The 22337-nt window shown below is 66.6% G+C and carries 20 protein-coding genes; 10 read left to right on the top strand and 10 right to left on the bottom strand.

All coding sequences use genetic code 11. From position 1 onward, the window contains the following. Window positions 1-30 precede the first annotated feature (30 nt). From ACEOAB_RS03835 to ACEOAB_RS03800, 8 genes are all read left to right on the top strand, one after another. Window positions 31-843 carry a cytochrome C assembly family protein gene (locus ACEOAB_RS03835; protein ID WP_413750822.1) on the top strand — a complete coding sequence of 271 codons (813 nt, stop codon included), beginning with the start codon at window positions 31-33 and terminating at the stop codon, window positions 841-843. Continuing rightward, complete coding sequence (locus ACEOAB_RS03830; RefSeq protein ID WP_056597398.1) at window positions 840-1100, top strand: PP0621 family protein; 261 nt, start codon at window positions 840-842, stop codon at window positions 1098-1100. The genes ACEOAB_RS03835 and ACEOAB_RS03830 overlap by 4 nt, the downstream gene beginning before the upstream one ends. Then, complete coding sequence (locus ACEOAB_RS03825; protein WP_413750821.1) at window positions 1097-2794, top strand: two-component system sensor histidine kinase NtrB; 1698 nt, start codon at window positions 1097-1099, stop codon at window positions 2792-2794. Before ACEOAB_RS03830 ends, ACEOAB_RS03825 begins: the two co-directional genes overlap by 4 nt. Before the next feature lie 5 nt (window positions 2795-2799). Continuing rightward, on the top strand, window positions 2800-4365 hold the full coding sequence (locus tag ACEOAB_RS03820; RefSeq protein WP_056597402.1) for a sigma-54-dependent transcriptional regulator: 1566 nt from the start codon (window positions 2800-2802) through the stop codon (window positions 4363-4365). Further along, on the top strand, window positions 4352-4975 hold the full coding sequence (gene ampD / locus ACEOAB_RS03815) for a 1,6-anhydro-N-acetylmuramyl-L-alanine amidase AmpD (RefSeq protein WP_413749796.1): 624 nt from the start codon (window positions 4352-4354) through the stop codon (window positions 4973-4975). Before ACEOAB_RS03820 ends, ampD begins: the two co-directional genes overlap by 14 nt. A gap of 349 nt (window positions 4976-5324) precedes the next feature. Next, window positions 5325-8240 (top strand): ribonucleoside-diphosphate reductase subunit alpha, encoded by a 2916-nt coding sequence (locus ACEOAB_RS03810; RefSeq protein ID WP_413749795.1) that lies wholly within the window; start codon window positions 5325-5327, stop codon window positions 8238-8240. A gap of 186 nt (window positions 8241-8426) precedes the next feature. Further along, window positions 8427-9629 (top strand): ribonucleotide-diphosphate reductase subunit beta, encoded by a 1203-nt coding sequence (locus ACEOAB_RS03805; protein ID WP_413749794.1) that lies wholly within the window; start codon window positions 8427-8429, stop codon window positions 9627-9629. Between the two features lie 196 nt (window positions 9630-9825). Beyond that, window positions 9826-10344 carry a histone H1-like DNA-binding protein gene (locus ACEOAB_RS03800; RefSeq protein ID WP_056597410.1) on the top strand — a complete coding sequence of 173 codons (519 nt, stop codon included), beginning with the start codon at window positions 9826-9828 and terminating at the stop codon, window positions 10342-10344. Window positions 10345-10426: 82 nt separating this feature from the next. Here the strand turns inward: ACEOAB_RS03800 and ACEOAB_RS03795 are convergent, their stop codons facing one another. From ACEOAB_RS03795 to ACEOAB_RS03765, 7 genes are all read right to left on the bottom strand, one after another. Beyond that, window positions 10427-11329, bottom strand: coding sequence for a carbohydrate kinase family protein (locus ACEOAB_RS03795; RefSeq protein WP_413749793.1), 903 nt, complete (start codon window positions 11327-11329; stop codon window positions 10427-10429). Window positions 11330-11389: 60 nt separating this feature from the next. Continuing rightward, window positions 11390-12733, bottom strand: a complete 1344-nt coding sequence (locus ACEOAB_RS03790; RefSeq protein WP_413749792.1) for a zinc-ribbon and DUF3426 domain-containing protein — start codon at window positions 12731-12733, stop codon at window positions 11390-11392. 55 nt (window positions 12734-12788) lie between these two features. Further along, window positions 12789-13673: a 50S ribosomal protein L11 methyltransferase gene (gene prmA, locus ACEOAB_RS03785; protein WP_056597416.1), complete on the bottom strand. Its 885-nt coding sequence runs from the start codon at window positions 13671-13673 to the stop codon at window positions 12789-12791. A gap of 14 nt (window positions 13674-13687) precedes the next feature. Continuing rightward, complete coding sequence (gene accC / locus ACEOAB_RS03780; protein WP_413749791.1) at window positions 13688-15037, bottom strand: acetyl-CoA carboxylase biotin carboxylase subunit; 1350 nt, start codon at window positions 15035-15037, stop codon at window positions 13688-13690. A 120-nt stretch (window positions 15038-15157) separates the two neighbouring features. Further along, window positions 15158-15628: an acetyl-CoA carboxylase biotin carboxyl carrier protein gene (gene accB, locus ACEOAB_RS03775; protein ID WP_413749790.1), complete on the bottom strand. Its 471-nt coding sequence runs from the start codon at window positions 15626-15628 to the stop codon at window positions 15158-15160. 100 nt (window positions 15629-15728) lie between these two features. Continuing rightward, window positions 15729-16274, bottom strand: coding sequence for a TlpA family protein disulfide reductase (locus ACEOAB_RS03770; protein ID WP_413749789.1), 546 nt, complete (start codon window positions 16272-16274; stop codon window positions 15729-15731). Continuing rightward, window positions 16275-16871, bottom strand: a complete 597-nt coding sequence (locus ACEOAB_RS03765) for a hypothetical protein (protein ID WP_056597423.1) — start codon at window positions 16869-16871, stop codon at window positions 16275-16277. 111 nt (window positions 16872-16982) lie between these two features. On the opposite strand from ACEOAB_RS03765, the gene mpl reads away from it, so the two are divergent. After that, window positions 16983-18386, top strand: coding sequence for a UDP-N-acetylmuramate:L-alanyl-gamma-D-glutamyl-meso-diaminopimelate ligase (mpl, locus tag ACEOAB_RS03760; RefSeq protein WP_495653473.1), 1404 nt, complete (start codon window positions 16983-16985; stop codon window positions 18384-18386). After that, window positions 18383-18892, top strand: coding sequence for a cupin domain-containing protein (locus ACEOAB_RS03755; protein WP_413751299.1), 510 nt, complete (start codon window positions 18383-18385; stop codon window positions 18890-18892). The genes mpl and ACEOAB_RS03755 overlap by 4 nt, the downstream gene beginning before the upstream one ends. Here ACEOAB_RS03755 and ACEOAB_RS03750 read toward each other — a convergent pair. The 3 genes from ACEOAB_RS03750 to tldD form a co-directional block, all read right to left on the bottom strand. After that, complete coding sequence (locus ACEOAB_RS03750) at window positions 18889-20007, bottom strand: 3-deoxy-7-phosphoheptulonate synthase (protein ID WP_495653472.1); 1119 nt, start codon at window positions 20005-20007, stop codon at window positions 18889-18891. The genes ACEOAB_RS03755 and ACEOAB_RS03750 overlap by 4 nt on opposite strands. A gap of 228 nt (window positions 20008-20235) precedes the next feature. Continuing rightward, window positions 20236-20769 carry a hypothetical protein gene (locus ACEOAB_RS03745; RefSeq protein WP_056597429.1) on the bottom strand — a complete coding sequence of 178 codons (534 nt, stop codon included), beginning with the start codon at window positions 20767-20769 and terminating at the stop codon, window positions 20236-20238. A 46-nt stretch (window positions 20770-20815) separates the two neighbouring features. Further along, entirely contained in the window at window positions 20816-22276 is a 1461-nt protein-coding gene (tldD, locus tag ACEOAB_RS03740) for a metalloprotease TldD (RefSeq protein WP_413315118.1), read from the bottom strand. Window positions 22277-22337 lie beyond the last annotated feature (61 nt).

Below are 22337 nucleotides of genomic sequence, written 5' to 3'. Positions count from 1 at the left end.
ACGCAAGAGCGAGACGCTAAACTCCGGCCGATGATTTTAGCGATCCCCTCCCCGCTCGGCGTGGCGCTGGGCATCGCCACCGCGGTTGCCTATGGTTTTGTCGCCGCTGCCGGTACCAGACTCAGCCGCCAATCGACCCAGTGGGCGCTCGGAATCGCATGGCTGCTGCATGCCGCGGTGCTGGTCCACGGCCTCATCGGCAGCGAGCCGCGCTTCGGCTTTGCGCCCGCGCTGTCGGTCACCGCGTGGCTGGTGCTCACCGTCTATGCGGTCGAAAGCCGCATGTATCCGCAACTGAAGGTACGGCGCGCGCTCGCCTGGCTGGGTGCGGCCGCCGTGCTGCTGGCCATCCTGTTCCCGGGCACGCCGCTGCACGTCACGGCCTCGCCGTGGCTGCCATTGCACCTGGCGCTCGGCATCGCCTCGTACGGCCTGTTCGGCGCCGCGGTCGTGCACGCCTGGCTGATCACCCGCGCCGAAAAGCAGATCCGGCTCGCCACCGCCGAACCGCAGGGCGGCGTGCCGCTGCTCACGCTCGAGCGGCTTACCTTCCGTTTCGTCACCGCCGGCTTCGTGCTGCTGTCGGCCACGCTGCTGGCCGGCCTGCTGTTCAGCGAACAGTTGTACGGCGCCGCGGGCCGTGTCTGGAAGTGGGACCACAAGACCACCTTCTCGGTGCTCGCCTGGCTCACCTTCGCGATCCTGTTGACCGGCCGGGCCCGCTTCGGCTGGCGCGGGCGTACGGCGCGGCGCGTGCTGTATGCCGGCTCCGCCCTTTTGCTGCTGGCCTACGTGGGCTCCCGCTTCGTGCTCGAAGTGGTGCTGGCCCGGCCTCCCGTATGAAATACCTCCTCGTTCTCGCGGTGCTCTGGGTCGCGATCTGGCTCTGGCGCAAGAACCGGCGCGAAGAAATGCGCGACGCCATGCGCGAGCGCGCGGCCAAGGCACAGCAACGCGCCCCCACTCCGCCCGGGCCGCCGCAGGCCATGGTGCGCTGCGCTCATTGCGGGCTGCACCTGCCCGCGACCGACGCCATCTCCGGCCCCGGCGGCGCGGTCTATTGCAGCGTTGCGCACCGCGAAGCGGCCGCCGCGCGATGAGTTCCCCGCTCTGGTCGCGCGGCGAGCCGGTCACCGACTGGGACGTGCTCGACCAGCACCCGGACGAGAGCACGGCGCTGATCCGGCTATGGCGCGGCTTCATGGGCGCGCGCTGCTTCGTCGCTCTGGTGCTGGTGCTGCTGCAGGGCGTGGCCCTTGCCATCGGGCAGACGATGCAGCCGGTGGCCATCGCCATTTCGGCCCTGTACCTCGTCGCGACCTGGCTGGGCGTGCGCTACAGGCGCGTCCAGCCGCCGATCCGCAGCTTCGCCGCGCTCTGGCTGCTGACCATCGGCATCGACCTGGCCGCCTTCACCGCCTTGCAGGTGCTGCAGGGCGGCAGCGTCAACTACACCCCGCTGTTCGCACTGCCGGTGCTCATGAGCGCGGTGCTCGGCACCATGATCGTGAGTCTGGGCACCACCGCCACCGTCACGCTGCTGCTGCTGGCCGACGCGGGCTGGCACTGGCTGCAGCAGCCGGTCGATTCGTCGGCGCGCTTCGTTCAGGCGGCGCTCACCGGCACCGGCCTGTTCGTGGTGGCGCTGCTCGCGCACGAAATGGCCCGTCGTCTGGCGCGCGAGGAAGCCGTGGCGCAGCGCAGCCGCAGCAGCGCGCAGATGCAGGCGCAGGTCAACGACCTGGTGATCGAGACCCTGAGCGAAGGCGTGCTGGTGATCGACGCCGAAGGCCTGGTGCATGCGGCCAACCCGGCGGCCGACGCGATCCTCGGCCAGGGCCTGGCGAAGCTGACGCTGCCGTTCCCGCTGCATGCCCAGCCCGCCTGGCATGCGCTGGCCGCGCTGGCGCGCCAGACCTTCGCGCGCCGGGCGCCGCAGACGGAAGAAATTCCCGTCGCGCAGGCGCGCGGTGCGGCGCGCGAAGTACGCGTGCGCACGCGGCTCACGCCCACCAGCGAGCAGCGCCTCGACAGCCTGTGCGTGATGTTCCTGCAGGACCTGCGCGAGCTCGAGGCCCGCATCCGCACCGAGAAGCTGGCCGCGATGGGCCGCATGTCGGCCGCCGTGGCGCATGAAATCCGCAATCCGCTGGCCGCCATCACGCAGGCCAGCGCGTTGCTCAACGAAGACCTGACCGATCCCGCGCACCGCAAACTCACGAGCATGGTGCAGCACAACGCGCAGCGGCTCGCGCGCATCGTGGACGACGTGCTCGACGTCTCGCGCGCGCGCCAGCAGCGCGTGCTGTCGCTCGGCGAGCAGGTCGTGCTCGACCCCGCGGTGCAGGTGCTGGCCGAGGAATGGGTGCGTCAGACCCAGCGCAAGGGCGTGCTGGTGTCGCTCGACGCGCCCAGCAGCGAGGTGCGCTTCGACGCCGAGCACCTGCGCCGGCTGATCGTGAACCTGCTGGACAACGCCTCGCGCTACGCCGGCAAGAGCGAAGGCTCGATCCAGGTGCTGACCGCTCAGCAGCGCAGTGGCAGCAGCCGCCCGAGCCTGATGGTGTGGAGCGACGGCGCGCCGCTGGAGCCGGCGGTGCAGCGGCACCTGTTCGAGCCCTTTTTCTCGTCCGAGAGCCGCTCCAGCGGGCTGGGCCTGTTCCTGTGCCGCGAACTGTGCCGGCGGCACGGCGCCACCATCGGCTACGAGCGGCGCGCGCTGGTGCCGGGCGGACCCGAGGGCAACGAATTCTTCGTCAGCTTTGCCGCCAGCGAAAACCGGCTGACACAATAACGCCCGTGAGCAACTCCACCCCTTCCACCCAGCGGCCGGCGCAGATCCTCGTCATCGACGACGAACCCGACCTGCGCACGCTGTACGAACTGACGCTGCTGCGCGAGGGCTATCGCGTCGAGGCCGCCGGCAGCGTGTCGGAAGCGTGGGAGCACCTGGAGGCCGGCCGCTTCGACGCGGTGATCACCGACATGCGGCTGCCCGACGGACAGGGCATGGAAATCATCCACCGCATCCAGAAAGACCAGCGCAGCGAGCGCTGCGTGGTGATGACGGCTTATGGCTCCGCCGAGAACGCGGTGGAAGCATTGAAGGCCGGCGCCTTCGACTACCTCACGAAGCCGGTCGACCTGAAACAGTTCCGCGCCGTGGTGGCCTCCGCGGTGCAGGCGCGGCACGCGCCGCAGCCGACGGCCAAGTTGGCGCAGGCTGCGCCCGCCGTCAACAACAACGTCATCAGCGACGCCGTGGTGGCCACCTCCAGCACCGGCATCGCCGCACTCGACCGCCTCGTGGGCGATTCGGAACCCATGCGCCTCGTCAAGTCGCGCATCGCCAAGGTGGCGCGCGGCATGGCGCCGGTGCTGGTGCGCGGCGAATCGGGCACCGGCAAGGAACTGGTGGCGCGCGCGGTGCACGCCTGCAGCCAGCGCAGCGAGGGGCCGTTCGTCGCGGTGAACTGCGGCGCGATTCCCGAGAACCTGCTCGAAGCCGAGTTCTTCGGTGCCAAGAAGGGCTCGTACACCGGCTCGTCGCAGGACCGCGACGGCTACTTCCAGGCCGCGCGCGGCGGCACGCTGTTTCTCGACGAGATCGGCGACCTGCCGCTGGCCATGCAGTCGAAGCTGCTGCGCGCGATCCAGGAGCGCAGCGTGCGCTCGATCGGCTCGACGCAGGAAGATGCCGTCGACGTGCGCATCGTGAGCGCCACCCATAAAGACCTGCATGCCGAAGTGCAGGCCGGCCGTTTCCGGCAAGACCTTTTCTACCGCCTCAACGTGATCGAGATCGCGGTACCCGCATTGCGCGAGCGCCGCGAGGACCTGCCCGCGCTGTGCGCCGCGCTGTTGTCGCGCATCGCGCAGGACGGCGGGTTGCCGGTGCCGCACCTCTCGGACGAACTGCTGCGCCGCCTCGCGCAGCATCCGCTCAACGGCAACGTGCGCGAGCTCGAGAACCTGCTGCACCGCGCGGTGGCGCTGAACGACGGCGACGAACTGCACCTCGACCTGATGGGCGGCTTCACTGCCTCCGTCGAAGCCGCGGCATCCGCACCGGCGCCGCCGTCGCCCGCCGCCGATGCATCTGCTGTCGCGCTGGCTCCGCTGCCGATCGCACCGGTCGCGCCACCCAAGGCCGCACCGCCGCCGCTGCCCTCCGACCTGCAGGCCTACCTCGACCAGCAGGAGCGCGAGATCCTCGTGCGCGCGCTGCACGAGAGCGGCTTCAATCGCACCGCGGCCGCCGCACGGCTCGGCATGAGCCTGCGCCAGATCCGCTACCGCATCGCGCGGCTGGGCATCACAACGCCCAACGGCGACGATGGCGCGAGCAGCCATGCCGACGACTGAAGCACCCACGCCCGGCGCACCCAACAACGGCGACGACGGGCTCTGGCAAGCCGGCTGGTACCGCTTCGCGAAGGCGCTGCGCTCGCCCAACTTCGGACCCCGGCCGACTGACGCGCAGACCGACCTCATCGTGCTGCACTCGATCAGCCTGCCGCCCGGCGAATACGGCGGCGATGCGGTGCAGCGGCTCTTCACCAACCAGCTCGACTGGGACGCGCACCCCTACTTCCAGTCGATCCGCGGGCTCGAGGTGTCCTCGCATTTCTACGTGCGCCGCAACGGCGAACTCTGGCAGTTCGTGAGCTGCGACGACCGTGCCTGGCACGCTGGCGCATCGTCGTGGCGCGGCCGCGGCAACTGCAACGACGACTCGGTCGGCATCGAGCTCGAAGGACTCGAGGGCCAGCCGTTCGACGAGCCGCAATACGAGACGCTCGCGAGCTTGTGCGCAGCGGTCGCGCAGCACTATCCGATCGCGCACATCGCCGGCCACGAGCACATCGCGCCAGGCCGCAAGCAGGACCCTGGCGCCGGCTTCGAGTGGCGTCGGCTGCGCGAACAGCTCGGCTGGAATCCACAGATGTTTCCGCCGCAGGTGACGCAGCGCTAATTTTTTCAATCGCCCGGCGTCTCGCGATGCGCCACTCGTGCAGCGCAGCAATACGAAAGTTATGAACGCGCGATGCAGCAACCATGCGCCCTGCAGGCCCAAATCGTCTTGCAAGCCAAGCTCCATGCGGGTTGCGCGACCATAGGCCAGTGTTCACGCGGCATCGACGGCCGTGTCGATGCCTAGATAGTTACCCCTACTACCAAAAATTGCCGCAAAACACTACCTGTAGTGGCTTGTAGACCCCCGGCACCCTAGATATAGTGTCCTCCGTCCGGTCATCCACACCGGCGCGGCGCCCGGACCAGGCGTCGCCATCCAACAAGAATTGCCAACCGAGAGGAAGCGAATGCAAACAGCCCTGAACCCCCAATCGACCCCGCGTGCCGTTCCCTCGACGTCACTGCAACAGCAGCGAGACACTGCTGGCTCCCCCAGCGGCCAGAACCTCGCCCACTACCAGATCATCCGACGCAACGGCGCCGTCGTTCCCTTCGAGCCGAACAAGATCGCGATCGCGATGATGAAGGCCTTCCTGGCCGTGCACGGCACCCAGGGCGCGGCCTCCGCCAGCGTGCGCGAAACGGTCGACGTGCTCACGCAGGGTGTGATCCGCGCGCTGGTGCGTTCGCGTCCGGGCGGCGGCACCTTCCACATCGAGGACGTGCAGGACCAGGTCGAACTCGGCCTGATGCGCGGCGGCCACCATGAGATCGCCCGCGCCTACGTGCTGTACCGCGAGCGCCGCTCGCAAGAGCGCTCGAAGCAGGGCGAACAGGACGTGCCGGCCGCTCCCGCGCTGCATGTGCTGGACAACGGCGAGCTGGTCGCGCTCGACCTGAACGAACTCAAGGGCCTGATCGAGTCCGCCTGCGAAGGCCTGGGCGACAGCATCACGGCCGCGCCGATCGTCGCAGAGACGATGCGCAACCTGTACGACGGCGTGCCGCTCGACGAGGTCTACAAGGCGTCCATCCTCGCAGCCCGCACACTGATCGAGAAGGACCCCGACTACACCTTCGCCACCGCGCGCCTGCTGCTGCACACGATCTTCAAGGAGATCATCGGCCGCGAAGTGATGCCGGTCGAGCGCGCCACCGCCTACGCCGACTACTTCCCGCAGTTCATCAAGAAGGGCGTGGACAACGACCTGCTCGACGAGAAGCTGCTGCAGTACGACCTGCCCCGCCTGGGCGCCGCCCTGAAGGCCGAGCGCGACAACCAGTTCGACTACCTGGGCCTGCAGACGCTGTACGACCGCTACTTCCTGCACGTGCGCAAGACCCGCATCGAACTGCCGCAGGCCTTCTTCATGCGCGTGGCCATGGGCCTGTCGCTGAACGAAATCGACCGCGAAGCGCGCGCCATCGAGTTCTACGAAGTGCTGTCGTCGTTCGACTTCATGTCGAGCACGCCCACCCTGTTCAACGCCGGCACGCTGCGCTCGCAACTGTCCAGCTGCTACCTGACCACCGTGCCCGACGACCTGGACGGCATCTACGAGTCGATCAAGGAAAACGCCCTGCTCTCGAAGTTCGCGGGCGGCCTGGGCAACGACTGGACCCGCGTGCGCGCGCTCGGCAGCCACATCAAGGGCACGAACGGCGAATCGCAGGGCGTGGTGCCGTTCCTGAAGGTGGTGAACGACACGGCCGTGGCCGTGAACCAGGGCGGCAAGCGCAAGGGCGCCGTCTGCACGTACCTGGAAACCTGGCACCTCGACATCGAGGAGTTCCTGGAGCTGCGCAAGAACACTGGCGACGACCGCCGCCGCACGCACGACATGAACACGGCCAACTGGATTCCCGACCTCTTCATGCGCCGCGTGATGGAAAAGGGCACCTGGACGCTGTTCTCGCCCTCCAACGTGCCCGACCTGCACGACCTGTTCGGCGCCGACTTCGAGAAGGCCTACGTCGCCTACGAAGAGAAGGCTGCCCGCGGCGACATCAAGCCCGCTCGCACCATCCAGGCGACCGACCTGTGGCGCAAGATGCTCACGATGCTGTTCGAGACCGGCCACCCCTGGATCACGTTCAAGGACGCCTGCAACGTGCGCTCGCCGCAGCAGCACGCCGGCGTGGTGCACTCGTCGAACCTCTGCACCGAGATCACGCTGAACACCAGCGACACCGAAACCGCCGTCTGCAACCTGGGTTCGGTGAACCTGCTGCAGCACCTGAAGGACGGCAAGGTCGACCAGGAAAAGCTCAAGCGCACCATCTCGACCGCGATGCGCATGCTCGACAACGTGATCGACATCAACTACTACGCCGTGAAGAAGGCGCGCGACTCCAACCTGCGCCACCGTCCGGTCGGCCTGGGCCTGATGGGCTTCCAGGACGCGCTGTACGAACTGCGCATTCCCTACGCCTCGCAGGAAGCCGTGCAGTTCGCCGACGAGTCGATGGAAGCCATCTGCTACCACGCCTACTGGGCATCGACCGAGCTGGCCCGCGAACGCGGCAAGTACTCGAGCTACAAGGGCTCGCTGTGGGACAAGGGCATCCTGCCGATCGACTCGCTCGACCTGCTCGAAAAGGCCCGCGGCGGCTACGTCGAGGTCGACCGCTCGGCCACCCTCGACTGGGACACGCTGCGCCAGAAGATCAAGGCCGACGGCATGCGCAATTCGAACTGCGTGGCCATCGCCCCGACCGCGACCATCTCGAACATCATCGGCGTGGACGCTTCGATCGAGCCCTGCTTCGGCAACCTGTCGGTCAAGTCGAACCTGTCGGGCGAGTTCACCGTGATCAACCACTACCTGGTGCGCGACCTGAAGCGCCTGGGCCTGTGGGACGACGTGATGGTCATGGACCTGAAGCACTTCGACGGTTCGCTGCGCCCCATCGACCGCGTGCCGCAGGACGTGAAGGCGCTCTACGCCACCGCGTTCGAAGTCGAGACGACGTGGCTGGTGGAGGCCGCCGCGCGCCGCCAGAAGTGGATCGACCAGGCGCAGTCGCTGAACATCTACATGGCGGGCGCATCGGGCAAGAAGCTCGACGACACCTACAAGCTCGCATGGCTGCGCGGCCTGAAGACCACGTACTACCTGCGCACGCAGAGCGCGACGCACGCCGAAAAATCGACGGTGCAATCGGGCCGTCTCAATGCGGTGTCGTCGGGCAACGAAGCACCCTCGGGCATGAGCGCACTCGAAGCCGCCGCTGCCGCAGCAAAGGCACAGATGAGCGCGATGCCCGCCACCGACATCGCGTTCTGCGGTGTCGACGATCCGACCTGCGAAGCGTGCCAGTGACGCTGCGCTGAATCAGCGAGGCGCGTGCGAAGAAAAAAAATCGCGCGGCGTTCGATCAATCGAGGCATTGACCGACACCGCGCGACGCATGCGAGCAACATAACGACCACATAAATGGAGCGCGGTGTGAACGAGCACTTTGCAACTCTCACGCGTTGCTCCGATAATTGAGCATTGGATTTTTCTATGTTGACCTGGGACGAAGAAGTCAAGCCCTCCTTACCAAAGGATATGCAGCAAGGATTGCAGCACCACAACGCATCGACCAGCGGTTCGCCCGCAGGCCGTGTGGTGGATGCTCCGACTTCGTCGCTCGCGCAAACTGCACAGCTTGCGCAGCAACACACGATGCGTGCCGCGACACCCGTCGCCCAGCGCGTCAAGGCTTCCGACAAGCGCATCATCAACGGCCAGACCGACGTCAACCAGCTGGTGCCGTTCAAGTACAAGTGGGCCTGGGAAAAGTACCTCGCCACCTGCGCCAACCACTGGATGCCGCAGGAAGTGAACATGACGCGCGACATCGCGCTCTGGAAAGACCCGAACGGCCTGACCGAAGACGAGCGCCGCATCGTCAAGCGCAACCTCGGCTTCTTCGTGACCGCCGACTCGCTGGCCGCCAACAACATCGTGCTGGGCACCTACCGCCACATCACGGCCCCCGAATGCCGCCAGTTCCTGCTGCGCCAGGCCTTCGAGGAAGCGATCCACACGCACGCGTACCAGTACATCGTCGAGTCGCTCGGCCTGGACGAGAGCGAGATCTTCAACGCCTACAACGAAGTGCCGTCGATCCGCGAGAAGGACCAGTTCCTGATCCCGTTCATCGAAGCCATCAGCGACCCGCTCTTCAAGACCGGCACGCACGAGACCGACCAGACGCTGCTCAAGTCGCTCATCGTGTTCGCCTGCCTGATGGAAGGCCTGTTCTTCTACGTCGGCTTCACGCAGATCCTTGCGCTGGGCCGCCAGAACAAGATGACCGGCGCCGCCGAGCAGTACCAGTACATCCTGCGCGACGAGTCGATGCACTGCAACTTCGGCATCGACCTGATCAACCAGCTCAAGCTCGAGAACCCCGGCCTGTGGACGGCAGAGTTCAAGGCCGAGATCAAGGCGCTCTTCATGCGCGCCGTCGAGCTCGAATACAAATACGCCGAAGACACCATGCCTCGCGGCGTGCTCGGCATGAATGCCTCCATGTTCAAGGGCTACCTGCGGTACATCGCCAATCGGCGTGCGCAGCAGATCGGCCTCGAAACGCTCTTCCCGAACGAAGAAAATCCCTTCCCCTGGATGAGCGAAATGATTGACCTGAAGAAAGAGCGCAACTTTTTCGAAACCCGCGTGATCGAGTACCAGTCGGGTGGCGCGCTCTCCTGGGATTGAATCTTTCCGACAATAATTAATGAATTCAAGAATTGCCCTTGCCACCGATCGCGCCGAAGAGCGCGGCATGGACGAGGGCTCAGGTGTTCATGGTGCTGGGCTCAGATTCCAACGCCATGAATCGCTTCACGCTACCCAACGTGCGTGGAGTGCTTCAATAGGTTGATTTTTTCAACTTGATCAAGGAGAAATAGAAATGGCAACTGCAAAGAAAGCGCCGGCTAAGAAAGCCGCTGCAAAGAAGGCTCCGGCAAAGAAGGTCGCAGCCAAGAAGGCTCCCGCCAAGAAGGTAGCTGCGAAGAAGGCTCCGGCCAAGAAGGTCGCAGCGAAGAAGGTAGCCGCCAAGAAGGCGCCTGCCAAGAAGGTAGCCGCGAAGAAGGCAGCACCGGCCAAGAAGGCCGCTGCCAAGAAGGCTCCGGCGAAGAAGGCCGCAGCGAAGAAGGCTCCTGCCAAGAAGGCGGCGGCGAAGAAGGCTCCTGCCAAGAAGGCAGCCGCCAAGAAGGCCCCCGCGAAGAAGGCTGCAGCCAAGAAGGCGCCTGCGAAAAAGGCCGCGGCCAAGAAAGCCGCGAAAAAGCCTGCTGCCAAGAAGCCTGCTGCGAAGGCTCCCAAGGCCGCTGCGCCCGCCAAGGCCGCAGCCGTAGCGCCTGCCCCTGCAGCGCAAACGACGCTGAATCCCCAGGCAGCCTGGCCGTTCCCCACGGCCAGCAAGCCCTGAGCTTCTCAGCGGCCTTGAAGGCGCAAAGCCCGGTACCTTGCGGTGCCGGGCTTTTTTGTTGGTGCTTCGGGAAGAAGGAAGATCAGAGGCCCAGGGCCCTTCGGTCGATCTCGTAGTTCTGCGGGCCGCGCTGCGCGATCTTGAGCGCACCGACCTTGTTGCCAAGTGCGGCGCATTGCGCCAGCGGCCAACCCTTTTCCAGGCCGAACAGCAGCGCGCCGCGCCAGGCGTCGCCGCAGCCCGTGGGCTCGACCACTTCGGTCGCGACCACGCCAGGCACGTGCTCGCGTTCGCCGTCGGTCCAAATCTCGCAGCCCTCGGCCGCCAGCGTGACCACCAGGCCACGCACGCGCTTGGAGATTTCGGCCAGGCTCCAGCCGGTGCGCTGCGACAGCATCTTGCCTTCGTAGTCGTTCACCACCACCCAGCTCGCAAGGTCGACGAAATGGCGCAGCGCCTCGCCGTCGAACATCGGCAGGCCCTGGCCCGGATCGAACACGAACGGGACATCCGCGGCGGCGAACTGTTCCGCATGCTGCAGCATCGCGTCGCGGCCATCGGGCGCGATGATGCCGAGCTTGATGTCGTCGCGCGCCGCCACTTTCGTGATGTGCGCCTGCTGCATCGCGCCGGGGTGAAAGGCGGTGATCTGGTTGTTGTCGACGTCGCTCATGATCATCGCCTGCGCGGTGAAGGTGTCGTCGAGCTGGCGCACGAACTCGGTATCGATGCCCAGCGAGCGCATGCGCTCGAGGTACGACGCGCCGTCGCTGCCGAGCGTGGCCATGGGCAGCGCTGTGCCGCCCAATGCGTTGAGGCTGTAGGCGATGTTGCCCGCGCAGCCGCCGAAGTCACGACGCAGGGTCGGCACCAGGAACGACACATTGAGAATGTGCAACTGGTCCGGAAGGATCTGGTCGGCGAACCGGCCCTCGAAAGTCATGATGGTGTCGAATGCGAGGGAACCGCAAATCACTGCTGCCATGGGTGCACCGTTGGTAAAAGAATTGGGGAAGAAAAGGACGCGTGCAGGCAGGCGCCCCGCTCAGGGATAGAAGGCTTCGACGCGATAGCCCGCGATGGGCGGCAGCGCCGCGGCCTCCGAGGCGGACAAGACCAGGGGCAGCGAGGCAGCGCGGTCGGCGCGGGCCGGCAGTACAGCCGGCGCGCCATAGTCCGCCGGCATCAGCACGCGACGCACCACGGCGCGCTCCTGTGTATCGAGCAGCGAGAGCTCAACGGCCGGCATGGCGAGCGGCACGGTCGCGCCATTGCGCAGGGTGAAGCTCAGGCGGTAGTCGTTGCCGCCGCTCTTCTCGCGCGCGAAGGCCGCACCTTCGATGACGATGTCGCCGATCTGGCGCAGGGCCGCGAGTTCGCAACCGGTGTGCTGGCACAGCGCCGCAAGGGCAGGCCGCAGGTTCGGCTGGCGCGCCGCGATGCCGTCGCGCTCATGGCGAATGACCTGAACGACGAGCAGCAGCACGGCGAGCACCGCCAACAAGATCAGCACGATGCGCACGCCCTTGCGCTGCCAGAAGCCGGACGCCTTCTCGGCGAGCTCGTCCTCGTCCGCGAGGGGATGGCCCACCGGCAGCTCGAAGTCCGAGGAGAACGCAGGGGCAGGCTCGCTTTCGCTCTCGGATTGCACCACCACGGCCGGCGCCTTCGCGGCAGCACGCTCCTCGCGGGCCTTGGCGCTCGCAATCTTGGCCGACTTGATGCGGGCCCGGCGCAGCGCCTTCTGCATCTGCACCTGGTCGTGGTCCTTCTCTTGCTGCTCGCGCTCCCCCTCCCCATCGTCGTCGATGCTCGCATGCTCGATCAGCGCGCGCTTCTTGATGCGCGAGGCGACGGGCAGCGGTGGCGCCGGAGGTGACGGCGCAGGGGGCGGCGAAGCGAGGTTCAGGTCGATGTTCGGAAACGGCGGCAGCGTGCTCGGCGGCGGCTTCCACGCGGGTTCGCTGGCGTCGAGGTCCGACCACGGTTCGTCAATGCCGTGTTCGGGCAACGACAGCGAGAACGCCGGCGGCGCTGGCGACACAGCCGCGGGCGACGGTACGGATGCCGGAACTCCCGGTGGCGGCGTGTGCAGAGGTTGTTGCTCGGGCTCGTCGCCGACGAAATCCGCATCTTCCGCCGGCTGCCGGCGTTCCGGAGGGGGCGCCGCCTCGGACTTCGGGGAAGACTCGACCAGCCCCGGCATGTAGCCGCCACCCGGTGCCGGCGCATTTGCCGGAGCGCCATCCGGTGCCTCGTGCAGATCGAGCGTGGCGTCGAACACATGACTGCACCGGCCACAGCGCACCCAGCCGTCCGAAATGCGAAGCTGGTCGCGCACCACCTTGAAGGTGGTGGTGCAGGCAGGGCAGCGCGTGACGAGACTCATGACCGGGCGATTGTAGGGTTGCGCCCTCGCCGCGACAGAGGCGCGATGCGGCGGCTCAGCAGCGCGCGGTCATGAGGATCCAGCCGTCCTCGGTGTCGCTGACTTCGAGCGCGGCGTAAGGCGCGTAGGCTTCCTTCAGCTCGTCGGCCTGGCGCTCGAGAATGCCGGCCAGCACCAGCGATCCACCCGCCTTCACATGGCTGCGCAGCAGCGGCGCGAGCACCTTGAGCGGCGTGGCCAGGATGTTGGCGAGCACGGTGTCGTAGTGGCCCTTGGCCGCTTCAGGCAGGCCGGCGTTCAGCCGGACGCCGTTGGCCTCGGCATTGAGCCGGGTCGAGGAGACCGCGGCTTCATCGATGTCGACGGCGTCGATGTCGGCTGCACCGAACTTCGCCGCACCGATCGCGAGAATGCCGGAGCCGCAGCCGTAGTCGAGCACGCGCTGGTTGCCGAGCGCGCCCTGCGTGGCGATCCATCGCAGGCACATGCGCGTGGTGGGATGCGTGCCGGTGCCGAAGGCCAGACCCGGGTCGAGGCGAATCACCTGTTTGGCCTGCCCGGGCGGCTCGTGCCACGTCGGCACGATCCAGAACTCGGGTGTGATCTCGACCGGCGCGAACTGCGATTGCGTGAGGCGCACCCAGTCCTGCTCGGGGACGGGCGCGATGCCGAGCACCTCGCAGCCTTCGAAGAAGTCCTGCAGCACCAGGACCGACGCAGCCTCTTTCGCGAGCGCCTCGTCGGGGAACAGCGCGATCACGCGCGAACGCTGCCAGCCTTCTTTCGGCGGCGGCATGCCCGGCTCGCCGAACAGTGCCTGCTCTGCGTCGGTCTGCGCATCGGCGTCTTCCACCGACACGCTCAGCGCATCGAGTGCGTCGAGCGCGTCGCCGAGCGTTTCGACCCGGTCTTCCGGCGCCATCAGGCGGAGTTCAAACATCGCGGCTTTCCGGGTCAGCGTTTATGCGCAGCCAGCCACTCTTCGAGGTAGTGGATGTTGGTGCCGCCGGTCATGAACTTGGAATCGACCATCAGTTCGCGGTGCAGCGGGATGTTGGTCGAGATGCCCTCGATCACGGTCTCGTTGAGCGCCGTGCGCATGCGGGCCATGGCCTGCTCGCGCGTGTCACCGTAGACGATGATCTTGCCGATCATCGAGTCGTAGTTCGGCGGCACGAAGTAGTTGGTGTACGCGTGCGAATCGACGCGAACGCCCGGGCCGCCCGGCGGGTGCCACATCGTGATGCGGCCTGGCGACGGCGTGAACTTCCACGCGTCCTCGGCATTGATGCGCACCTCGATGGCATGGCCGTGCATCTGGATCTGGCGCTGCGTGAACGGCAGCTTCTCGCCGGCCGCGACCATGATCTGCGTCTTGACGATGTCGATGCCCGTGGTGAACTCCGTCACCGGGTGCTCCACCTGCACGCGCGTGTTCATCTCGATGAAATAGAACTCGCCGTTCTCGTAGAGAAACTCGAAGGTGCCGGCGCCGCGGTAGTTGATCTTCTTGCAGGCGGCAGCGCAGCGTTCGCCGATCTTCTCGATCAGCTTGCGCGGAATGCCCGGGGCGGGCGATTCCTCGATCACCTTCTGGTGGCGGCGCTGCATGGAGCAGTCGCGCTCGCCCAGGTAGACCGCGTTCTTGTGCTTGTCCGCGAGGATCTGGATCTCGATGTGGCGCGGGTTCTGGAGAAACTTCTCCATGTACACGGCCGGGTTGCTGAAGGCCGCGCCGGCTTCCGCCTTGGTCATCTGGATCGCGTTGACCAGTGCCGCCTCGGTGTGCACCACGCGCATGCCGCGGCCACCGCCGCCGCCCGCCGCCTTGATGATGACCGGGTAGCCGATGGCACGCGCGATGCGCTTGTTGGTAGCGGCATCGTCCGAGAGTTCGCCCTCGGAGCCGGGCACGCACGGCACGCCGGCCTTGATCATGGCCTGCTTGGCCGACACCTTGTCGCCCATCGTGCGGATGTTGTCGGGCGTCGGGCCGATGAACTGGAAACCGCTTTGCTCCACGCGCTCGGCGAAGTTCGCGTTCTCGCTCAGGAAGCCATAGCCGGGGTGGATGGCTTCGGCGTCGGTCACTTCGGCCGCCGAGATGATCGCCGGCATGTTGAGATAGCTCTGCGCTGACGGGGCCGGTCCGATGCACACCGCTTCTTCGGCGAGCTTGACGTACTTCGCTTCGCGGTCAGCCTCGGAATAGACCATCACGGCCTTGATGCCGAGTTCACTGCAGGCACGCTGAATCCGGAGGGCGATTTCGCCGCGATTGGCAACCAGGATCTTCTTAAACATGTGCGCCCCCGCGGCTGCATCGCCCGCACGCTGCGCGTGCCAGGGCAATTTGACGGCCTTCGCCCGTCCGCGCCGAGGCGCGAGCCCCCCGGTTCGCAACCAGAATCTTCTTGAACATGGTCACTCGATGATGAACAGCGGCTGTCCGTATTCGACCGCCTGGCCGTTTTCGCCGAGGATCTGGGTGATCGTGCCGGATTTGTCGGCTTCGATTTCGTTGAGGATCTTCATCGCTTCGATGATGCAGACGGTGTCGCCCTCGGTGACCTTGCTGCCGACCTCGACGAATGCCGGGGCGCCCGGGCTGGACGAACGGTAGAAGGTGCCGACCATCGGCGACTTCACGGCATGGCCTGCCGGTGCGGCTTCGGCCGCCGGAGCGCTGGCCACAGGGGATGCCGCCGGAGCACCAGCGGTAACTGCCGGTGCAGCGGTCGCCTGAGGCGCCGCCAGGGTTTGCACATACTGCACGGGGGCGGCACCACCGCCTTTGACGATGCGAACCTTGCCTTCGGTTTCCGTGATTTCCAGTTCGGAAATATTCGATTCGGACACCAAATCGATCAGTGTCTTGAGTTTGCGCAGATCCATGGGACTCCAGTGCCGGCTGAGCCGGTCTTCAGGATATAACTTGTTCGAAAATCGGTGATTTTCGGCTTTCGGCGTCTAACGCCAGCGTAAGGAAGTGATTCTAACCGTGAACCAGTTCACGCCGCCAAGTGTTCAGGTCGGCAGCATCGAGCTTGCCCATTTTACGGGCGGCCACGGAGCCGTTCGCATTCAGGACCAGCGTGAAGGGCAAACCGCCGCCCGTATTGCCTAGATTCTTGACCAGTTCCGTACCCTGTAAACCAGCCAGGCCTGTCGGGTAGGTCACCGGCGTGCGCTGCAGGAACTTGCGCACGGCACTCGGTTGGTCGATGGCCAATCCGAGCACTTGCCAGCCATTGACACCCTGTTCACGGAAAAAGGCGTCGATCATGGGCATTTCCTCGACGCACGGCGGGCACCACGTCGCCCAGAAATTGAGCAGCAGCGGCTTGCCGCGCAAGCTCGACAGCACGATGTCACCGCCCTCCGGCCGCTCGAAACTCTGGGCCCAGAAGGCCGCGTCGAGCATCTCACCGCCCGCGCCGCTGCTGTGCTCCTTCCACCAGGCGCCGCCAAACCCGGCGGCCGCAGCCGCTGCCGCCACGCCGGCATAAAGCATGCCGCGTCGGGTGGGCGAAGAAGTCATTCACTTGTCCTTTTCTTGTTCGATCAGTCGGCGTAGCGCGGGCAGGTCGCCGCGCGGCGTGCGCCCCTGGGCATCGGGCTTCAGGGCACCGCGCAGGTCGTCGAGGTCGTAGACCAGCAGGTGCACGCCGATTTCCTCGCCGAGCGCGCGGCTCGGAGCATGCACGCTCAGTGCCTCGACCTGCTCGCCATGGAAGCCGGTCACCATGCGCGGCTCGTAGTCCACATGGTGGTCGATCAGGGCGATTTCGGCCGATTTGGAGTCATCGCAGAACAACTGAATGTAAATGTCCGATAACCGTGTCGCCGTTCCGTGCCACACGGCACCACCCACATGAGGGCGGAACGCGGCCATCCGCTCCATCCATTCGAGCGCGAGCAGCCGCAACACATGCAATTCCTGCGGCTGGGTGTCGGCGCAGAAAAGCTCGATGTACTCGCGCACCTCGGCCTCGACCTCGTCGTTGTTCGGCAGCGCGGTGCGCGCCGAAAGGCCCAGGTCGCGCAGGGCCCGGCGCTTGGCCGGGCCGTATTCCAGCCCCTCCTCCACGACGAGGCGGGCAGCAGCAGCGGCAATTTCACGCTTGGACGTGTCCATCGGGGCATTTTGCCCGCAGTAGGCGCCCCTCACATGAACATCAGTACGAAGTGCGGGAGAAACCCGCGCCCCCGGCACGGGCGCGGCATGCCGCTTCCCTAGAATCGACCGATGCACATTCATATTCTGGGTATCTGCGGCACGTTCATGGGCGGCGTGGCCGCCCTGGCGCGCGAGGCAGGCCACCGGGTCACGGGCTGCGACGCCAGCGTGTACCCGCCGATGAGCGACCAGTTGCGCGCCCTCGGCATCGACCTGATCGAGGGTTTCGGCGCCGACCAGCTCTCCCTGGCACCCGACATGTTCGTGGTCGGCAACGTGGTATCCCGGGCACGGCTGCCCGACGGCAGCCCCAAGTTCCCGCTGATGGAGGCCATCCTCGACGCCGGCAAGCCCTACACCAGCGGCCCGCAATGGCTGGCCGAACACGTGCTGCTGGGCCGCCATGTGCTGGCCGTGGCCGGCACGCATGGCAAGACGACGACCACGTCGATGCTCGCCTGGGTGCTGGAAAAAGGCGGCAAGGCGCCCGGCTTCCTGGTGGGTGGCGTGCCGCTGGACTTCGGCGTCTCGGCCCGGCTGGGGGACGGCCCGGCCTTCGTGATCGAGGCCGACGAGTACGACACGGCCTTCTTCGACAAGCGCAGCAAGTTCGTGCACTACCGGCCGCGCACGGCCGTGCTGAACAACCTCGAGTTCGATCACGCCGACATCTTCGACGATCTTGCCGCCATCGAACGCCAGTTTCATCACCTCGTGCGAACGGTGCCCGGCACCGGCCGGGTGGTGGTGAACGCGGCCGAAGAAAGCCTGCAGCGCGTGCTGGCCCAGGGCTGCTGGAGCGAACTCGCGCGCTTCGGCGCCGGCGGCGAATGGCAGGCGCGCGGCTCGCACGACGCTTTCGACGTGCTGCAGCAGGGCGAAGTCGTCGGCCGGGTCGAATGGGAGCTCTCGGGCCTGCACAACCAGATGAATGCGCTGGCCGCCATCGCCGCGGCCGAGCACGTGGGCGTGGCGCCGGCCGAAGCAGCCCGGGCGCTGGGCAGCTTTCGCAATGTGCGCCGGCGCATGGAACTGCGCGGTACGGTCGAGCGCGACGGCGGGGCGATCACGGTCTACGACGATTTCGCCCACCATCCGACGGCCATCCGCACCACGCTCGACGGCCTGCGCCAGAAGCTCGACGCGGCCGGCAAGCAAAGTGAGCGCATCCTCGCGGCCTTCGAGCCGCGCAGCAACACGATGAAGCTGGGCGTCATGGCGGCGCAGTTGCCGTGGAGCCTGGAGTCGGCCGACCTGTCGTTCTGCCACACGGCGGGGCTCGACTGGGACGCGGCGGCGGCGCTCGCGCCGATGGGCGCGCGTGCGCAGGTGGCCGGGGCCATCGAGCCGCTCGTGGGGCAGGTCGTGGCCGCGGCCCGGCCGGGGGGTGACATCGTCTGCATGAGCAACGGCGGCTTCGGCGGCGTGCACGACAAACTGCTTGCGGCGCTGCGCGCCACCCACGCATCATGAGCGCCATGCGCGCGCGTGAGCTGATCGACGCCCTGAAGCTCCAGCCCCACCCCGAGGGCGGTTGGTATGCCGAGGTGTTCCGATCACCCGCCAGCGTGGCGCCCGCCGACGGCCGCACGCCCCGCAGCGCGCTGACCAGCATCTACTTCCTGCTCGAAGCGAACCAGCATTCGCGCTGGCACCGGGTGCTGTCCGACGAGGTCTGGGTTCATCTTGAAGGCGTGCCGCTGGCACTATGGACCTGCGACGCCGCGATGCGCACGGCGCCGGCCCACGTGAAGCTGGGCCCGGTCGATGTGCACGGCACGCGTCCCCAGCACGTGGTGCCCGCCGGCCAATGGCAGGCTGCCCGGCCGATCCAGGGCCACAGTTCGGGCGACTACACGCTGGTCGCCTGCATGGTCGGGCCGGGCTTCGACTTCGCCGACTTCTCGATGGTGCCGCCCGACAGCAGCGAGGCTGCGTCGATGCGGCACCACTGGCCCGACCTGGCCGAAATGCTTTAACCCCGGCGCTGCTTGACCGCTTGCGAGAGCGTGTCGAGCACCTGCACCGAATCGTCCCAGCCGATGCAGGCATCGGTGATGCTCTTGCCGTACTCGAGGCCCGACAGCTGGTCCTTGCCCGGCGTGAACTTCTGGGCGCCCGGCTGCAGGTGGCTTTCGACCATCACGCCGAACACGCGGTTCGAGCCGCCGGCGATCTGCGCGGCGATGTCCTTCGCCACATCGATCTGCTTCTGGTGCTGCTTGGAGCTGTTGGCGTGGCTGCAGTCGACCATCAGCGTGGGCGGCAGCTTGGCGGCCTCGAGGTCCTTGCAAGCGGCCTCGACGCTGGCGGCGTCGTAGTTCGGCGCCTTGCCGCCGCGCAGGATCACGTGGCAGTCGCGGTTGCCGTTGGTCTGCACGATGGCGACCTGGCCGTTCTTGTCCACCGACAGGAAGTGGTGGCCGCGCGCGGCCGCCTGGATGGCGTCGGTGGCGATGCGGATGTTGCCGTCGGTGCCGTTCTTGAAGCCGATGGGTGCCGACAGGCCCGAGGCCAGTTCGCGGTGCACCTGGCTTTCCGTGGTGCGCGCGCCGATGGCGCCCCAGGAAATCAGGTCGCCGATGTACTGCGGCGAGATCACGTCGAGAAACTCGCTGCCCGCCGGCAGGCCCAGGCGGTTGATGTCGATCAGCAGCTGGCGCGCGATGCGCAGGCCTTCGTCGATGCGGAAGCTCTCGTCCAGGTACGGGTCGTTGATGAGGCCCTTCCAGCCGACCGTCGTGCGCGGCTTCTCGAAGTACACGCGCATCACGATCTCGAGCGTGCCGGCGTATTTCTCGCGCTCGACCTTGAGGCGGCGGGCGTACTCGAGCGCGGCGGCCGGGTCATGGATCGAGCAGGGACCCATGATCACCAGCAGCCGGTCGTCCTTGCCGGCCATGATGTTGTGGATGCTGCGGCGCGTGCCTTCGATCAGCGTCTCGACCGGCGTGCCGCGGATCGGGAAGAAGCGGATCAGATGTTCGGGAGGGGGCAGCACGTTGATGTCCTTGATGCGTTCGTCGTCGGTCTTGCTGGTTTTTTCGACGCTCGCATACCAGCTGTCGCTGGCGGGGGCAGTGTTCGTGCTCATGGGTGCTTCCTTGTTGGAGTGAATGTCGTCAGGGCATAAAAAAACCGCCGGGGGCTTGAGGCCACCGGCGGTTTTGGGAGGGTATTCGTTTGCTTTACGCGCTCGCCTCTCGTCCGCCGGAAACCGGGAACCAAAAGTAGGCAAAGAAATAAGCGCGAAGAGCGGACATGGAGCCGAAATGTAGCACGGAAAGAAAAATCCCGGTCAAGCGGCCGGGACGTGCGTTGTTTATCGGTAGCCCGATTCGTTCGGGTTGTGGATGATCCAGATCAGGTTGCCGCTGGAGTAGTCGCCCATGCCACCACCCGCGAAGACCAGCCGCCCCTGCCCCTTGTAGGTCATTTCGTAGCGGTGGCGGTCGCTGCCAAAATAGAACGGAATGAAGGCCTTGCCGGTGACGTAGGCGCCCTGGTCGGTCGGCTGGCCCGCGAGGTCGGTGACCTGTCTGGCGCTCATGCCGATCTGCAGGCGCGCGAACTTGCTGTTGCGCGCCGGGTTGCCGGTGATCTCGCCTTCGTAGCCGTTCAGGCCCTTGACGGTGCGGCCGCTGCCAGCCTCGACCTTGGAGGAATCGACCACGTTGCCCTGGGCATCCATGCCGGTCTTCGCGCCGCCTCGGGCCGGTGCGGCAGGAGCGGCCGCGGGTGCCGGCGCAGCCGCGCCCTGGCTGCCGCCGCGCGACGCGCAGCCTGCGCCTGCCAGCGCCACCGCTGCAGTCACGGCCCACAGGGTCGCGGACGAATTGATCCTGATCCTCATCATCGAAAGCTCCTTCCTAGTTTGTGAAGGAGCGCAGCTTAGCAAGCTCTCAAGCCGTTCCGCCTACGGTCAAACCATCGATGCGCAGGGTCGGCTGGCCGACGCCCACGGGCACGCTCTGGCCCTCCTTGCCGCAGGTGCCGACGCCCGAGTCGAGCGCCATGTCATTGCCGATCATGGTCACGCGGGTGAGCGCGTCGGGGCCGTTGCCCACGATAGTCGCGCCCTTCACCGGGTACTGGATCTTGCCGTTTTCGACCCAGTAGGCCTCGCTGGCCGAGAACACGAACTTGCCGCTCGTGATGTCGACCTGTCCGCCGCCGAAGTTGGTGGCGTACAGGCCCTTCTTGATGCTGGCGACGATTTCCTTCGGGTCCTTGTCGCCGCCGAGCATGTAGGTGTTGGTCATGCGCGGCATCGGCACGTGGGCGTAGCTTTCGCGGCGGCCGTTGCCGGTGGGCTTGACCTTCATGAGGCGCGCGTTGAGCGCATCCTGGATGTAGCCCTTGAGGATGCCGTCCTCGATCAGCACGTTGCGCTGGCTGGCGTTGCCCTCGTCGTCGACGTTGAGCGAGCCGCGGCGATCGGCAATGGTGCCGTCGTCGAGCACGGTGACGCCCTTGGCCGCCACGCGCTGGCCGATGCGGCCCGAGAACGCGCTGGAGCCCTTGCGGTTGAAGTCGCCCTCGAGCCCGTGGCCGATGGCCTCGTGCAACAGGATGCCGGGCCAGCCGGAGCCGAGCACCACGGTCATTTCGCCGGCCGGGGCCGGGCGCGCGTCGAGGTTGGTCAGCGCGGCTTTCACGGCATGGTCGACGTATTCGGCGATCTGCTCGTCGGTGAAATAGGCCAGGCCGAAACGCCCGCCGCCGCCGCCGGAGCCGATTTCGCGGCGGCCGTTCTGCTCGGCGATCACGGTGACCGACAGGCGCACCAGCGGGCGCACGTCGGCGGCCAGCGTGCCGTCGGCGCGGGCCACAAGCACCACGTCGTATTCGCTTGCGAGGCCGGCCATGACCTGCGCGACGCGCGGATCGCGCGAGCGGGCCAGTTTTTCGACCTTTTCGAGCAGCTTCACCTTGGCGGTGCTGTCGAGCGTGGCGATGGGGTCGATGCCGTCGTAGAGCGAGCGGCTGGAGGCGATCTTGCGGGTCGCCGTCTTCACGCGGCCGGTGCGGCCAGCGGAGGAAATGGAGCGGACCGTGCGCGCCGCGTCGAGCAGCGAGGCTTCGGAAATATCGTCCGAGTAAGCGAATGCGGTTTTCTCGCCGCTGACCGCGCGCACGCCGACGCCCTGGTCGATGCTGAAGCTGCCGGTCTTGACGATGCCCTCTTCGAGGCTCCAGCCTTCGCTGCGGGTGTACTGGAAGTAGAGGTCGGCGTCGTCCACCCGGTGCGCGGTGATCTCGGCCAAGGCCTTGCTCAGGTGCGATTCGTCGAGTCCGAACGGCGTGAGCAGGAGCTGTTGCGCCGTGGCGAGGCGCTCGATGGTGGGTTCGCGAGAGATCATTTCAGGATTCTATGGCTCGCCCCCCGGCTGCGCGCAGTTCGTGTCGCTTCGCCTTCCCCCT

It is taken from the genome of Variovorax sp. Varisp53 (assembly GCF_059491555.1).
The sequence above is the reverse complement of the archived record's forward strand: the minus strand, read 5'-3'. Positions and strand labels throughout refer to the sequence as shown.

Bases quoted from the DNA above. Each gene is read 5' to 3' on its own strand.
- ACEOAB_RS03805 (WP_413749794.1), top strand. From the start codon at position 8,427: ATGTTGACCTGGGACGAAGAAGTCAAGCCCTCCTTACCAAAGGATATG.
- tldD (WP_413315118.1), bottom strand. From the start codon at position 22,276: ATGATCTCTCGCGAACCCACCATCGAGCGCCTCGCCACGGCGCAACAG.
- ACEOAB_RS03750 (WP_495653472.1), bottom strand. From the start codon at position 20,007: ATGAGCACGAACACTGCCCCCGCCAGCGACAGCTGGTATGCGAGCGTC.
- prmA (WP_056597416.1), bottom strand. From the start codon at position 13,673: ATGTTTGAACTCCGCCTGATGGCGCCGGAAGACCGGGTCGAAACGCTC.
- ampD (WP_413749796.1), top strand. From the start codon at position 4,352: ATGCCGACGACTGAAGCACCCACGCCCGGCGCACCCAACAACGGCGAC.
- ACEOAB_RS03790 (WP_413749792.1), bottom strand. From the start codon at position 12,733: ATGAGTCTCGTCACGCGCTGCCCTGCCTGCACCACCACCTTCAAGGTG.
- ACEOAB_RS03830 (WP_056597398.1), top strand. From the start codon at position 840: ATGAAATACCTCCTCGTTCTCGCGGTGCTCTGGGTCGCGATCTGGCTC.
- ACEOAB_RS03825 (WP_413750821.1), top strand. From the start codon at position 1,097: ATGAGTTCCCCGCTCTGGTCGCGCGGCGAGCCGGTCACCGACTGGGAC.
- ACEOAB_RS03835 (WP_413750822.1), top strand. From the start codon at position 31: ATGATTTTAGCGATCCCCTCCCCGCTCGGCGTGGCGCTGGGCATCGCC.
- ACEOAB_RS03800 (WP_056597410.1), top strand. From the start codon at position 9,826: ATGGCAACTGCAAAGAAAGCGCCGGCTAAGAAAGCCGCTGCAAAGAAG.
- ACEOAB_RS03745 (WP_056597429.1), bottom strand. From the start codon at position 20,769: ATGATGAGGATCAGGATCAATTCGTCCGCGACCCTGTGGGCCGTGACT.
- ACEOAB_RS03795 (WP_413749793.1), bottom strand. From the start codon at position 11,329: ATGGCAGCAGTGATTTGCGGTTCCCTCGCATTCGACACCATCATGACT.
- ACEOAB_RS03755 (WP_413751299.1), top strand. From the start codon at position 18,383: ATGAGCGCCATGCGCGCGCGTGAGCTGATCGACGCCCTGAAGCTCCAG.
- ACEOAB_RS03810 (WP_413749795.1), top strand. From the start codon at position 5,325: ATGCAAACAGCCCTGAACCCCCAATCGACCCCGCGTGCCGTTCCCTCG.
- ACEOAB_RS03770 (WP_413749789.1), bottom strand. From the start codon at position 16,274: ATGACTTCTTCGCCCACCCGACGCGGCATGCTTTATGCCGGCGTGGCG.
- accC (WP_413749791.1), bottom strand. From the start codon at position 15,037: ATGTTTAAGAAGATCCTGGTTGCCAATCGCGGCGAAATCGCCCTCCGG.
- accB (WP_413749790.1), bottom strand. From the start codon at position 15,628: ATGGATCTGCGCAAACTCAAGACACTGATCGATTTGGTGTCCGAATCG.
- mpl (WP_495653473.1), top strand. From the start codon at position 16,983: ATGCACATTCATATTCTGGGTATCTGCGGCACGTTCATGGGCGGCGTG.
- ACEOAB_RS03765 (WP_056597423.1), bottom strand. From the start codon at position 16,871: ATGGACACGTCCAAGCGTGAAATTGCCGCTGCTGCTGCCCGCCTCGTC.